The sequence below is a fragment of the Candidatus Poriferisodalis sp. genome (assembly GCF_965215815.1).
In the GTDB taxonomy this organism is placed as follows: domain Bacteria; phylum Actinomycetota; class Acidimicrobiia; order Acidimicrobiales; family Poriferisodalaceae; genus Poriferisodalis.
The window spans coordinates 24,882-38,033 of sequence record NZ_CBDCEO010000004.1 but is presented as its reverse complement, the minus strand read 5'-3'; the positions used below and the strand labels follow the sequence as shown (position 1 = coordinate 38,033).

Genomic DNA, 13,152 nt, shown 5'->3' with positions numbered 1-13,152 from the left:
TGCAGGCCGCGATCTACGCGCAGCTGCTTACCGAGCTCGGCTATTCGGTGACCGATCCCGCCGAGCACACGCTGGACCCCAACGGTTTCTACCCGGCGCTCGGCAACGGCCAATACGACCTCTGGGCAAACGGCTGGTTCCCGATTCACGACATCTACCTGGAAGCCGAGCGCGTCACCGGGCAGTCGGTCGAGCTGCCGATCGAGCCTGTGGGATACCAGGTGCGTTCAGGGGCCTTGCAGGGATACATGATCGACAAGGCCACGGCGGACAGCATGGGAATCACGTCGATGCACCAGCTGGCCGATCCCTCAGTCGCCGAAGTATTCGACCATGACGGCGACGGCCTCGCGGACCTGATCGGATGCAATGAAGGCTGGGGCTGCAACTCCGTCATCGAATCGCACATCGCGGATTTGGACTGGGGCGGCAACGTTGAGCAGGTCGTCGGTGACTACGGCGATCTCGTGGCCGGTGTCCAAGCGTCGATAGCAGCGGGCGAGCCAGCGCTGTTCTACGCCTGGACGCCGAACTGGACCTATGAGGCCCTTCGGCCCGGCGTCGATGCCGTCTGGCTCGAGTCATCAGCCATCGAGGACGATGAGGGCCTGACTCTGGTGGAGGGCCTCGACGGCTGCGCGGCTGATCCGTGCAATCTTGGCTGGGCGGTCAGCAGCATCCGCGCAGTCGCGCACGAGGACTTCCTTGCCGACCATCCCGACATACGGCGCCTGCTCGAGGTCGTGACCATCCCGCTGGCCGACATCGCCGCCCAAAATGCCCTGATGGCTGGCGCCGAGCGGGACTACTCCGAAGAGCAGATCGTCGCCGACGCCGCCAAGTGGATCGCCGACAACCGGGCGACAGTGGACGGCTGGTTGGAGACCGCTAGGGGCTGAGTGGGCTGCACCCGGCCAGAAAGTCAGCAGCTTCGGCGAGTCCCTAGATGTCTCGCACATCGGCGGTCACTGCTGCCACCGCCTCAGCGCTGAAGGCCATAGGGATGAGGTCGCAGGCGAGCCAGGCGCTGCGCTGATCGAGGTCGTGGCCGCCGCCGCGGACACCGGACACACCGTGCGGCACCACCCAGCCCGAGTTGTCCCAATCGCCGAGATCGAACGCATAACGGGCGCACGAACCGTGAATGGCTCGCTCACCGGTCTCAGGAGCTGTCCCGCCCTGGCGAACCGTGTCCGCGTCGCCCCCGCAGCCGTCGACGGGCGGGTGCAGCTCGCGGGCCGACGGGAGGGCCGAGGCGAGTGGGTGCGGCGAGGCCATACGGTGCAGCCGCTCCCACGCCCACGTCTGGGGATCACCGCCGAGCCGCTGGCTCAGCTCGGCCGCCGTCTCATCGACGCACGCACTGACCGCCATGCGCAGCCCGATCGGATTGTCAAGACCGGGCACAACGTCGAACCTCCGCTCGCACATCATGCGAACAGCAGCAGCAGCGGCCATGCGGCTGGCTTCGGCAGCGGGCGGCCAACCGGAGGCGCCGAGTTCAGCGCCGGCAACGCCGAGCCGCTCGGTGATCGCCTCGATGAGACGCCGTTTGATCACTGCATAGACGGTCGCTGCCGCAGATTCGGGGTTCATGCGGTGGTCCCAGGCGGCGAGCATGTCGAGCAGCCCATTTGCCAGCGCGTGGCCACACTCCACGCCGTACTCGAACACAAGATCGAGCACCTTGGGCGCTACCAACGACGTCACGTCCGCGTGAACGCTGGCCATGTCCGCCACGGTTGCGTCTGACATCGGCGCGATCAGCTCGCAGACGCGGTCGTGCCGGGCCGGGCCGGCGTAGTCCAGCGAGATGTACGGCCCTGCGTCAGCAGTCCGGTTGTTGGCAGTGACGAGAAAGCCTCGCTGCGGATCGGAATACTCGGGCAATTGCTCGAACGGCACGGCTTCGAGGCCGTCCCATGCGAACTCGTCCGTCGCCGGAACCGGGGTCCATCTGCTTGCCGGCGAACGCTCGATGACCCGGCCCCGGATCTTGAACGCAATCTTGCCGGCGCGGTCGGCCACGAGCAGGTTGTTGACCGGCAGCACCCAAGGGCGAGCTGCTTCGATCGACTCGTCTGCCGAGCCAGCTTCGAGCATGGGCCACAGCGCGTCGAGCGTGGTGTCGGCGCCGTGCATGCCGGTCCACATCATCGACAGCGCAACGCCATCGGCAGGGTCGCCGAGCACGACGGGACCACGAGGCGACCTTCCGCACAGCACCTCGACATCGTCCTCGCCCCGTATGTGCAGCGTCTCGGTTCGCCACTGGATCTCCGGCGACTCGCCGTCGGGTTCAGTGGGCCCGAATCGCTCGACGAAGACGTCGGTGTCGTCGCACATGCCGTGCGTGATGCACCACGCCACCTCGGCGTTGTGGCCGAAGTGCGGATAGCCGGGCACGCCCGGAAAGCCCATCCCGATGGCGTCGAAGTCGTCGCAGGTGATGTGGCACTGGTGGTACACGTTCGGGAATTCGATTCCCCGGTGCGGATCGCCTGCCAGCAACGGCTTGCCGCTGGCGGTGCGCTCGCCGCTCAACGCCCACGAGTTGGACGCCCCGTCGGAATCCATTGCCGCCGCTAGTGCCGCCATATCGGCTGCGCTCGCATCGAGCAGCGTGGCCGCGTCGGCGAGCAGGTCGGGAGGCGGCCCGTCGCCGGGGACCATGGCTGTATCGGCCTCGACATCCCCGACGATCGCCATGACCGCCTCGGGTCCGGCTTGGGCCATGATCCGCCCGCGCCACAACTTGCGGGTGAGCGTTCCCATGAAGATGTGGCGGAGCTTGTAGACGGCCACGCAGTGCCACGGCTCCCACCGTTCGGGTGGTGCCGGGTGGTGATCGAATTCGGGCGGCAGCGCCTCATCGTGATCCGCCAACCACCGGTTCACACCGTCTGCGTACGCTTCGGTCATCGCACGTGTACGCGGCGCGAGGGCATCCCAGTCAGCCCGGGCGATGTCGGCGAGTCCGAGCCGTCGGAAGAAGGCGTCCTCGCGGGCTCCGGCCATGCCGACAACTTCAGCCCACCGGCCCAGTGCGCGACGCCGGTCCCATTCCATCTGCCAAATGCGATCGTCGGCGGCCACCCAGCCCTGCGCTGCGAAAGCAGCCCCTGGCGAGGGCGCGTCGACGTGGGCGATGCCCCAGGTGTCTCGCCGAATCGTCGCGCCGAGCGCCCCTGCCGGTGTCTCGCTGTCCGATGTGATGGGCTCAGCCATGGACGCCAAGCTACGGCGGCGGTCCGGTCGCTGCGAGTTGGTTCTGGCCACAATTGTCGACCCGCGCTGTGTCCCCTCAGCGAGCAGTCGGGCTTCGCAGCACCGCGTCGAGCGCGTCTGCCAGCGCCGGGTACGCGAACCCGAATCCGCTGTCGACGAGTGCGTCCGGAACGACTCGCGTCGAGTCGAGCAGCAGTGCTTGGCCCATCTCGGCGAGCGCGGCACGTATCGCGAAGCCGGGTGCGGGCATGAACGACGGTCGCTTGAGCGCCTTGCTCAATGCGCTCTGAAAGTCACGCTGGCGGAGCGGGTTCGGCGCAGTCAGGTTGACCGGCCCAGCGACGCTGTCGGCATCGATCAGGTGCCGGATAGCCCTCACCTCATCGTCGAGGCTGATCCAGCTCCACCACTGCTGGCCTCGCCCGAGCGGACCGCCGGCGCCGAGCTTGGTGATGCGGACCATCCGTCGCAGCGCCTCGGCCCCGGGGCCCACGACCAGACCAGTTCGGATGCGCACCAGTCGCACGCCGGCGTCCGTGACGGGTGCCGCAGCGCGTTCCCAGCGTTTGCACACGTCAGCCAGGAAGCCGTCGCCCGGCAATGACCGCTCAGTGAGCTCGTCATCGCCCCGGCTGCCGTAGAAGCCAATCGCAGAACCGCTCACGAACACCGACGGCTTGGCATCAAGTTGTGACACCGCACCCGCCAGCAACTTTGTCGACTCGACACGGCTCGACATGATCGCCGACTTGCGAGCAGAGGTCCACCGCCCTGCGATGCTCTCCCCGGCCAGGTGCACAATCGCATCGAGCCCTTCGAGCGCCTCGACCTCGATCGTTCCGGACTCGACGTCCCACTCCACTGTCGGTTCGGCGAGATCGGCGCGGCGCGACACCCCCACGACCTCGTGGCCGTCCGCCCGCAAGCTGGCCGCGAGCGCGCCTCCGATGAGCCCTCGCACGCCGGTGATCGCCACTCGCATGTCACTCATCATGTCGCAGGTCCGCACCCCCGCAATGTCGCGGCGGCGGACGGCAGCAGATCTGGGCGGTCGAGCGGTCTTGACTAGCGACCTTGACTAGCGACCTTGGAATCTGCCGGGACGGCGTTCTGAGACGGAGGCCATGCCTTCTTTGGCGTCCTCGGTACCCCCCAGGCGGAGCTGCTCGGCGGCCTCGTGCCGGGTGATCTCTCGGACGCGGTCACCGAGGCCCAGACGCAGCGTGGCCTTGATGGAGCGCACCGCCAGCGGGGCGTTCGCGGCGATCTCGCGAGCGACCTCGATTGCCCGATCGCGTACTTGATCGGCCGGGACGCACTCGTCGGCGAGACCCAGCTCGACGGCCTCGTCGCCCTTGTAGCGCTTGGCCCCCAGCAGCACCTTCGCGGCGCGTTCGGGACCGAGCAGTGCCGGCAGTGTCACGCTCATGCCGAAGCCCTGATGAATGCCGAGCGAAGCGAAGTTGGCACAGAAGCGAGCTTCGGGACAGGTGATGCGGATGTCCGGCACCATCGCCAGACCCAGACCGCCGCCGATGGCCGGACCATGGATGGCACCCACGATCGGCAAGGTGACGTCGAACAGCCGGCCCGAACCCTGGTACAGCATCAAGGTGGCCTCGCCGCCCACCTTCTCTTCCGCACCGCCGCCGACGCCATCGCCGCCGAGATCGGCTCCGGCGCAGAACGATCGCCCGGCTGCGGCGAGGACGGCACATCCGATGCTGGTGTCGCGCTCCAGCTCGACCAGCGCGTCAGCAATGTCATGCACCTGGCGGTAGCTCAGAAAGTTGTGCGGCGGACGGTCCATGACCACCACACCGACGCGCCCATCGCGCTCGACCCTCAGTCCGTCTGCCATCGGTGTTCCTCCGTCGTCGCGGCGGCTGCTGTGCCTCCGGTCGGCGGCTCACGCTAGCGCTGGCCGAACTAGCGTGACCGCAGCACCGTTCTGGCAACACCGCCATGTTCGGGCTGAGTGTGCGCCGAGGGGGAGCCGTGACCCAAACCGACGTGACAGAGACCACCGAGACCACTGCGCATGTGCGCACCACCGCAATCGACTGGGACGAGTTGCTGGCTCGCCTGCAGGCTGTCCTACGGCTGCGCACCACACCTATTGGCATGAAGCTGTTCGAGACTGTCGCCGACATGGAAGCAGTGCCACGGGTGCGCCGCCCGAACGCCATCCACACCACCGACCAGATCGTGGGCATGGCCTGCCGGCTCAACTGGACGGTTGGCTTCACGATGGATGACCTCGTCGGCGCCCAGTGCGGCGCGGTCATCGGGCTGCATCCCCAGGACGACAAGTGGTTGTCGGGCGACCGCATGGCTGGGGTGTGGTATGAGACGCTGGAAGATGCCTCAGCCCACCAGCACGCCATGGACTTCGTGCCCTACGGCACTTATGAGGCGATGGTCGTCTCGCCGCTGTCGTCGAAGCGGCTCGATCCGCCCGATGTCTGCATGATCTATGCCACACCGGCCCAGATGATCATCTTCATCAACGGCCTGCAGTGGCGGGAGTACAAGAAGCTGGAATGGGGCTGCGTCGGCGAGTCGGCCTGCGCTGACTCGTGGGGCCGGGCGCTGCGCACCGGCGAGCCCAGTGTGTCGATTCCGTGCTTCGCCGAACGGCGCTACGGCGGCGTGATGGAAGACGAGATGCTGGTTGCGCTCACACCGGAAGATCTCGTTGTCGCTGTCGAGGGCATGGAGGCGCTGGCACGCAACGGCTTGCGCTACCCCATCCCGACATACGGCATTCAGACCGACGCCCGGGCGGGCCTGGGCGTCAGCTACGACTGAGCACACCGTTCAACCGCACCGGCCAAACACCGACAGGGAACAACGTGGCACTGCAACCGACCAAAGAAGGCTTCGACCTCGGCATCGTCACCAGCAACGGCGACGAGATGCTCGCTTTCTATCGCGATGTGCTCGGGCTCGAATTCGAAGCGACGCTCAACATGGAGAAGGTGGGCATCGCCCAGATGCACCGACTGTGGGCGAACAAGAGCCTGCTGAAACTTGTGGTGCCCGTCGCTGACGTGCCCGCGGGGGCCACGGGCGGCATCACCGGTGCCACCGGGCTGCGCTACTTCACCTTCAACGTCGGCAACTTCGAAGAGGTGATGACCGCCTGCGAGGACGCTGGAGCCAACATCATCTGGCGCCGGCTCGAAGCGCGGCCCGGCGTGGTGGTCGGGATGGTTGAAGATCCCGACGGAAACTGGGTGGAGTTCATCGACAACCCCTGAATCTAGGCTTGCGGGGCACGGCGACGTTGGGAGCGTTGAACTGTGCCTGAACCACAGCGCAAGACAGTCCACGACCTGCTGGCGGAGGCGCGCGCCGGGCTGGACCGGATCTCGCCCGCTGAGCTTTCCGTGCTGCTGGGGGCTGTGGCCTCGGCCGGCACCGGACGGCTGCGCGTCATTGACATCCGATCGCGGGACCAGCGCGAGGCCAACGGCATCATCGAGGGCTCCGAGCCCATCGACCCCTTGGTGCTCGAGTGGCGCATCGACGGCGCATCAGGTTTCGCCGAGGGCACAGCAGCCGACTTCGACGACCGCTTGGTCATCGTGTGCAATGAGGGTTACAGCTCCAGCCTCGCCGCCGCTCGCCTGCAGGACCTGGGGTTCGGCAACGCCACGGACCTCGACGGGGGCATGGCCGGCTGGAAATCCCACGGTTTGCCGGTAATCCCGCCGCCCGTGGCCGGCGCGGAAACCGCCGGCTAGCTGATCCGGGTCTCGATCGCCGCGCAGACCTGCGAGGCGAATTCAGCTCGTGCCAGGGACGGGCCGCTCGCGCAGGCGCCTTATGACGTCGGCCATGAATTCGTCGTCCTGCGCCCCCGGAATGACGAGGCGCCCGTCCAGCAGCCAGCTGGGAGTGGCGCTGATGCCCCACTCATGTGCCCGAGCCATCGACGCTCGCAGAGCAGGCAGCAGCTCGTCGTTGGTGACAACGCGCAGCAGCACGTCAGGGTCAATGGCCACATCGGCCGCCAATTCGACCAGCACCTCAGGATCAGAGACGTCGAGCTCGTCTTCCCAGTAAGCGGCATAGAGCCGATCGTGGTAGCGCTCGGCGGCGGCGGGGTCTGCATGCTCGACTGCCAGCGCTGCCTGGTGCGCATTGGCGCTGTTTCGCAGGCGCTTGGGAGACACGAAGCGGATGCCCTCGGCTTCGGCGAGTGCCGCCACCCGATCGAATCCTGAACGGACCTCGATGCCCTCCGTCGGCACCTCGGGATGGATCTCGTAGGCAAGCCAGGTGATATCGAGGTCGTGACGCTGAGCCAGTTGGACCGCCCGGGCCCGTGCCAGATGGCACCACGGTCACAGATAGTCCGACCACACCAGCACCGACATCGAAGTTGGCATTGACATTGCCCTCACCCCCTCTATTCATCCTCGCACACGCTCCGGCGGGGACGGCAGGTGGCCAGTAGTTTGCCGCGCATGGAATTCACCATCCCCGCCGACATCACGCAGCTGCTCGACGACTTGGACACGTTTATCGACGACGTCATCAAGCCCATCGAGAACGAAGACGACAACATCCGGTACTTCGACCACCGCCGGGAGGACTCACGCACCGACTGGGAGCGCGACGGACTGCCCAACGCGGAGTGGGAGGCCCTGCTGGTCCGGATGCGCTCCGAAGCCGACAAGGCGGGCTTCTTGCGCTGGCACTTGCCCGAGCGCTTCGGCGGCAGCGATGGGACGAACCTGGGCATGGCGATCATCCGGGAGCACCTGGCGCGGCGCGGTCTGGGTCTGCACAACGACCTGCAGAACGAGAGCTCGATCATCGGCAATTTCCCGACCGTGCTGATGATGGAGCGCTATGGGTCACCCATCCAGCAGGACTACTGGATTCCCAAGATGCTCGAAGGCCAGGCCCGTATCGGCTTCGGTTTGACCGAGCCGCTGCACGGCTCGGATGCCACCTGGATGGAGACCACTGCGGTGCGCGACGGCGACGAGTGGGTCATCAACGGCGAGAAGTACTGGAACACCGGGCTGCACCATGCCACCCACGACTACATCTTCGCCCGCACCTCAGGGAACCCTGGCGAGGGCCACGGCATCACCTGCTTCATCGTCCCCACGGACTCCCCCGGTTTCAAGGTGGAGGAGTTCATGTGGACGTTCAACATGCCGACCGACCACGCCCACGTCCGGCTCACTGACGTGCGAGTGCACAACGACGACATTCTGGGCGACGAGGGCCGCGGCCTGCAGACGGCGCAGTTGTTCGTGCACGAGAACCGCATCCGGCAAGCGGCGTCGTCGGTGGGTGCGGGTCTGCACTGCATCGACGTGGCGGTCAACTACGTGAAGAACCGGACCACCTTCGGCAAGCCGCTAGCGCAGAACCAAGCCATCCAGTTCCCACTGGCCGAGCTCTACACCGAAGCGGAGATGATCCGGGCGCTCATCTACAAGACCGCCTGGGAGATGGACGAGGGCGTCGACCACATGGAGATCACCGACAAGGTGGCCATGTGCAACTACCGCGGCAACCGGTTCTGCTGCGACGCCGCTGACCGAGCCATGCAGAGCTGCGGCGGCAACGGCTACAGCCGTCACATGCCCTTCGAGCACATCTACCGGCACCACCGTCGCTATCGGATCACCGAAGGCTCAGAGGAAATCCAGATCCGCAAGGTCGCCGGCAAGCTGTTTGGCTTCGCCCAGAGGGCGAAGAGCTAACACAGCGCTGGACGCGCCAAGGGCTAGCGAGGCGCGAGCGTCGGGATGCCGCTTTCCCTCGCTGCGCGAGCCAGCCGCTCGTCATAGGTGACAAGACCTTCGACTTCGTTGTGGAGCTCGAGTGCAGTAGCCAGATGGATCGCGTCCAAGCTTCGGAGTCCGGGAGGATCGAGCAGGGCTGCGCGCTCGACGATCTCCAACGTCATGCGGACACATGTCACGGAGTCGAACAGTGATCGAGCTTCGACCGTCAATTCAGGCAAATAGCGTCGAACGGCCCGTATGGTCTCTGCCCGCGCCAAATCCGATGACACGACACGCACGTCTTCCGCCTCGATCCAGGAGTCGAGCGTGGAGGACTCCGGTTCCTCCACGATCAGCTTGACGAGCGCGGAACTGTCGAAGTAATGCATGCACCCAAGAGCGAGCGTTCAGTATCGCTCGTCTTCGCGCATCGCCATCAGCTCTGCGGACAGGCTGCGCCCCGGCAGCGCCGGCCGCGGCGGCGGAAGGTCAGCGAGGCTGCCGCGTGCCGGAGTGGCGTCCCCACGAGCGATCAACTCCTCGAGACGTGACTGATGCGGTTTGCGAGCGTGCGGCACCAGCCTCGCCACTGGCCGGCCCCGGTTCGTCACCGTGATCTCCTCGCCAGACGCAGCCCGCGCAACAACCTCCGACGCGTTCTGCTTCAGTGCCCGGATGCCGACTTCGGCCATGTTCTACATTGTACTACATCGGTGAGTTGTCGGCGGAATCCCGAAGGTCCATATGCGGAGGATTCGGCCCCGCCCGCCGATCAGTCGTCGAGGCGGGCGGTGGCCTGACCAGTCAGGACTGCTCGGTCGTCCTGATTGGTGGTCGTGATGGTGAGATCGGCCAGCTTCTGGCCGTCCTCATCACGGATTTCCGCGACCTCGGCCGTCGCGGTGAGGGTGTCCCCGGGCCACACCTGGTTGGTGAACCGAACGCCGTAGTAGGTGAGGCGGCCGTCACCCACGAAGTTCGTGACCATGCGGCCGGTCATTCCCATGGTGAGCATCCCGTGTGCGAACACCGTCGGGTAGCCCGCCACCTCTGTGACGAACTTCTCATCGGTGTGAACGGGGTTGTAGTCGCCCGACGCCCCTGCGTACTGCACGATCTGGGTGCGGGTGAGATCGTCGACGATCTCCTCGGAGTAGCTGTCTCCGACGCTGAGCTGTGATGCACTGAGTGCCATGTCTGTGTGCCTTTCTGCGATTCGTGTGTGACTGGCGGCGATGCGCTAGTCGTCGATCTGTGCTCTTCGGGTTGTCTCCGAACTAGTCTTCGATGACCTTCTCGGTCACGACGCCGACGCCTTTGGCCGTGATGACCAACTCGTCGTCCTCGTCGCGGTATTCGGTCACGGCCTCGGAGAACTTGAGAATGCCTGCCCGCCGGGACTGCTTCTCCCACTTCTCGCCGTCGTACGTGACCGTGTGGAGCACGTCGCCGGGCTTCAGGTGCCGGTGATAGGTGAAGTGCTGCTCGGCGTGCAGGCCGCCCGCTGCGGCACCAGATTGCTTGTCGTCCTCGCGCTCATCGGCGACATCGGTGCCATCTGACTCAGCGAGGTCTCGCACCAGGGTGCCCGAGGCCGTGCGTCCGCTGCCGAACCACTTCTTGTCCGGCTTCGGACGCAGGAAGTAGTTCGGGTCGAATTGGGCGCTGGACTGCGCGAACGTCGGCGGCGCGATGATCGAGCCGACCTCGGCGCCGGCCGCGTACTCAGCGTCGCTGTAGATCGGGTTCGTGTCGCCGATGGCCCGCGCAAACATCAGGATGTGCGAGGCCTCCACGGGAAATCGCTCGACTGCCATGTCTGGCTCCTCTCGCGGCTGCTCGATTCAGGATGCCGCCGCAACATGATGGCAGCCGCGCGCGCAGCGCGCACCACCTACACAGCGCGCAGCGCGCACCACCTACACAGCGCGGAGCGCGCACCACCTACACAGCCCAGAGCGCGCACGACCGACCTGATTAGGTGAGTGCTGCGGCGAGGGCCGTGCGGACGGCGGCGGGGTCCTCATTCATCATCATGTGACCGGCGCCAGCAAGGTGGACGACGTCGACGTTGCCGAAGTCTGCGATGAGCGGCGCAGCGGCACGGGGAGGCGTCATCTTGTCCTCGCTGCCGACGATGACCGTGACCGGGCACTTCACCCGTGCCGCCACGTCGCCGGCCTCGTAGACAGCGCATGCCGACAGGTCGGCGTGGATGACGCCATTGTCGGCTCGTTCCAGCAGGGCTAAGCCGCCACCCAGCATCCACAATCCCGGCGTGGGATTGGTGGCGACATGTGCCCGGTTGCCGTGACTCCAAGCCGTCATCAACTCGGGCGCCAACAGTTCGTTCCGCTCGGCCGCACCCAGCAGCGCCGGGTGGACCGGCATGGCAGCCGCCGTTCCGAGCAGGACCAGCCGAGCTATCCGTTCATGGTCGGCCGCCGCCGCACCGGTGCAGATCAGCGATCCCATCGAGTGACCGACCAACCGCACTTGCGTGCAATCGAGTCGCTGCGACACGGCGGTGATCGCCTCACCGAGCCAGGCGGCCATGTCAGCAACGGAGCCCAGCGGTTCGCCGTCGCTGAGACCGTGGCCTGGCAGGTCGATCGCCAGCGGCGTGTACCCGTGGTGTGCAAGCCACCGAGTCTGCAGCTGCCACACCGTGCGATTCATGCCTGCGCCGTGCACGAGCAGCACGACCGGAGCCTCGGCCGCAGACGCTGAGTCGGGCACAACTCCCCCGGTCGCAACGCCGACTGCCCGCCCACCGACTTCCAATGAGAATGCCTCGTTAGCTGCCATCGGCTCAGCCCTTCTGCGAGGCCCGCAGGGCGCGGGACAGGTCCGAGATGATGTCGCCGGGGTGCTCAAGGCCGACCGACAACCGCACCAAGTCCTCGCCGACTCCGGCGGCGGCGAGATCTTCGGCGCTCATCTGCTGGTGCGTGGTGCTCGCGGGATGGATCACGAGCGTCTTGGCATCGCCGACGTTGGCGAGATGTGACGCCAGTCGCACCCCTTCGATGAAGCGTCGGCCGGCCTCGCGCCCGCCTTCGATGCCGAAGCTCAGGATCGCTCCTGCCCCCTTGGGCAACAGGCGCTTCGCGAGCTCGTGGTCGGGATGTGTCGGCACCGACGGATGGCTCACCCAGCTGACCGCGTCGTGAGAGACCAGGAATTCGACCACCGCTGCGGTATTGGCAACATGGCGGTCCATCCGGATCGGCAGCGTTTCGACTCCCTGCAGGAGGTAGAACGCCGTGGCAGGGCTCATGGCGGCGCCGAAATCGCGCAGGCCTTCGGCCCGGGCCCGCATCGACAGCGCCTGAGGCCCGTACTCGTCGGTGAACGCGATGCCGTGGTAGCCCGCATAGGGCTCGCTGAGGGTCGGGAACTTGCCCGAGGCAGCCCAGTCGAAGCGCCCGCCGTCGACCAAGACGCCGCCGATGGCAACACCGTGCCCGCCGAGGAACTTTGTGGCGCTGTGCATCACGACGTCGGCGCCCAGCTCGATCGGTCGCATCAGGTGCGGCGTGGTGAACGTCGCGTCAAGCATCAGCGGCAGATCTGCTTCATGGGCTACTGCGGCCACGGCCGACACGTCAAGCACCTCGATGTTCGGATTGCCCAGCGTCTCGGCGAACAGCACCTTGGTGTTGGGCTGAATGGCGGCACGCCACGCGTCGAGGTCGCGCGGATCCACGAACGTCGTCGTAATGCCGAAGCGCGGCAGAGTCAGGCTCAGGATGTTGTGAGTGCCGCCATAAATGTTTCGGCTCGCCACGATGTGATCACCCGCGGAAGCGATGGTGGCGCACGCAAGGTGGAACGCCGCCATGCCGCTAGCCGTGCAGACAGCGCCGACACCCCCTTCGAGGGCTGCGATCCGCTCTTCAAGTACCGCCACGGTGGGGTTGGAGATGCGGCTGTAGATGTGGCCGGGGATCTCGAGGTTGAACAGGCTGGCCGCCTGCTCGGTGTCAGTGAAGCTGAACGAGGTCGTCTGGTAGATCGGCACGGCTCGCGCACCGGTGGTCGGGTCAGGCCGCTGGCCGGCGTGCAGCGCCAACGTGTCAAAGTGCAGGAAGTCCGGCTCGACCATGGGTGCCTCCGGGATGGTGTGCGAGAGCTCAAGTATTCAGCACGCGAGCGTGGGCGCCAC

Annotated in this window: 15 protein-coding genes; 5 read left to right on the top strand and 10 right to left on the bottom strand. The window is 66.3% G+C overall.

All coding sequences use genetic code 11. From position 1 onward, the window contains the following. A partial coding sequence (gene proX / locus ACOOHB_RS00690; protein ID WP_420442908.1) for a glycine betaine/L-proline ABC transporter substrate-binding protein ProX occupies window positions 1–899 on the top strand: 899 nt, incomplete at its 5' end. Window positions 900–942: 43 nt separating this feature from the next. Here proX and ACOOHB_RS00685 read toward each other — a convergent pair. The 3 genes from ACOOHB_RS00685 to ACOOHB_RS00675 form a co-directional block, all read right to left on the bottom strand. Next, the gene (locus ACOOHB_RS00685) at window positions 943–3,228 is read right to left on the bottom strand and encodes a penicillin acylase family protein (RefSeq protein ID WP_420442907.1); all 2,286 of its coding nucleotides are present in this window, start codon (window positions 3,226–3,228) and stop codon (window positions 943–945) included. 76 nt (window positions 3,229–3,304) lie between these two features. Further along, window positions 3,305–4,219: a TIGR01777 family oxidoreductase gene (locus ACOOHB_RS00680; protein WP_420442906.1), complete on the bottom strand. Its 915-nt coding sequence runs from the start codon at window positions 4,217–4,219 to the stop codon at window positions 3,305–3,307. 87 nt (window positions 4,220–4,306) lie between these two features. Next, window positions 4,307–5,089: an enoyl-CoA hydratase/isomerase family protein gene (locus ACOOHB_RS00675; RefSeq protein ID WP_420442905.1), complete on the bottom strand. Its 783-nt coding sequence runs from the start codon at window positions 5,087–5,089 to the stop codon at window positions 4,307–4,309. A 197-nt stretch (window positions 5,090–5,286) separates the two neighbouring features. Here ACOOHB_RS00675 and ACOOHB_RS00670 point away from each other — a divergent pair, with 197 nt between their 5' ends. Genes ACOOHB_RS00670 through ACOOHB_RS00660 form a run of 3 tightly spaced genes read left to right on the top strand, consistent with a single transcriptional unit; the run spans window position 5,287 to window position 6,977 of the window. Continuing rightward, entirely contained in the window at window positions 5,287–6,039 is a 753-nt protein-coding gene (locus ACOOHB_RS00670; RefSeq protein WP_420442911.1) for a DUF169 domain-containing protein, read from the top strand. A gap of 44 nt (window positions 6,040–6,083) precedes the next feature. After that, window positions 6,084–6,491: a VOC family protein gene (locus ACOOHB_RS00665; protein ID WP_420442904.1), complete on the top strand. Its 408-nt coding sequence runs from the start codon at window positions 6,084–6,086 to the stop codon at window positions 6,489–6,491. Between the two features lie 42 nt (window positions 6,492–6,533). After that, entirely contained in the window at window positions 6,534–6,977 is a 444-nt protein-coding gene (locus ACOOHB_RS00660) for a rhodanese-like domain-containing protein (protein WP_420442903.1), read from the top strand. A 42-nt stretch (window positions 6,978–7,019) separates the two neighbouring features. On the opposite strand, the gene ACOOHB_RS00655 is transcribed toward ACOOHB_RS00660, so the two are convergent. Beyond that, on the bottom strand, window positions 7,020–7,568 hold the full coding sequence (locus ACOOHB_RS00655) for a DsbA family oxidoreductase (protein WP_420442910.1): 549 nt from the start codon (window positions 7,566–7,568) through the stop codon (window positions 7,020–7,022). Window positions 7,569–7,703: 135 nt separating this feature from the next. On the opposite strand from ACOOHB_RS00655, the gene ACOOHB_RS00650 reads away from it, so the two are divergent. Next, window positions 7,704–8,960 (top strand): acyl-CoA dehydrogenase family protein, encoded by a 1,257-nt coding sequence (locus tag ACOOHB_RS00650; protein ID WP_420442902.1) that lies wholly within the window; start codon window positions 7,704–7,706, stop codon window positions 8,958–8,960. A 23-nt stretch (window positions 8,961–8,983) separates the two neighbouring features. On the opposite strand, the gene ACOOHB_RS00645 is transcribed toward ACOOHB_RS00650, so the two are convergent. The 6 genes from ACOOHB_RS00645 to ACOOHB_RS00620 form a co-directional block, all read right to left on the bottom strand. Further along, window positions 8,984–9,373 carry a type II toxin-antitoxin system VapC family toxin gene (locus ACOOHB_RS00645; protein WP_420442901.1) on the bottom strand — a complete coding sequence of 130 codons (390 nt, stop codon included), beginning with the start codon at window positions 9,371–9,373 and terminating at the stop codon, window positions 8,984–8,986. Between the two features lie 18 nt (window positions 9,374–9,391). After that, window positions 9,392–9,676: a type II toxin-antitoxin system Phd/YefM family antitoxin gene (locus ACOOHB_RS00640; protein ID WP_420442900.1), complete on the bottom strand. Its 285-nt coding sequence runs from the start codon at window positions 9,674–9,676 to the stop codon at window positions 9,392–9,394. An 80-nt stretch (window positions 9,677–9,756) separates the two neighbouring features. Beyond that, a complete protein-coding gene (locus ACOOHB_RS00635; protein WP_419920356.1) occupies window positions 9,757–10,179 on the bottom strand; it encodes a MaoC/PaaZ C-terminal domain-containing protein in 423 nt (140 codons plus the stop codon). An 82-nt stretch (window positions 10,180–10,261) separates the two neighbouring features. Further along, window positions 10,262–10,801, bottom strand: coding sequence for an FAS1-like dehydratase domain-containing protein (locus ACOOHB_RS00630; RefSeq protein WP_420442899.1), 540 nt, complete (start codon window positions 10,799–10,801; stop codon window positions 10,262–10,264). Between the two features lie 160 nt (window positions 10,802–10,961). Then, the gene (locus ACOOHB_RS00625; RefSeq protein WP_420442898.1) at window positions 10,962–11,792 is read right to left on the bottom strand and encodes an alpha/beta fold hydrolase; all 831 of its coding nucleotides are present in this window, start codon (window positions 11,790–11,792) and stop codon (window positions 10,962–10,964) included. Window positions 11,793–11,796: 4 nt separating this feature from the next. Then, window positions 11,797–13,092, bottom strand: coding sequence for an O-acetylhomoserine aminocarboxypropyltransferase (locus tag ACOOHB_RS00620; protein ID WP_420442897.1), 1,296 nt, complete (start codon window positions 13,090–13,092; stop codon window positions 11,797–11,799). Window positions 13,093–13,152: the final 60 nt, after the last annotated feature.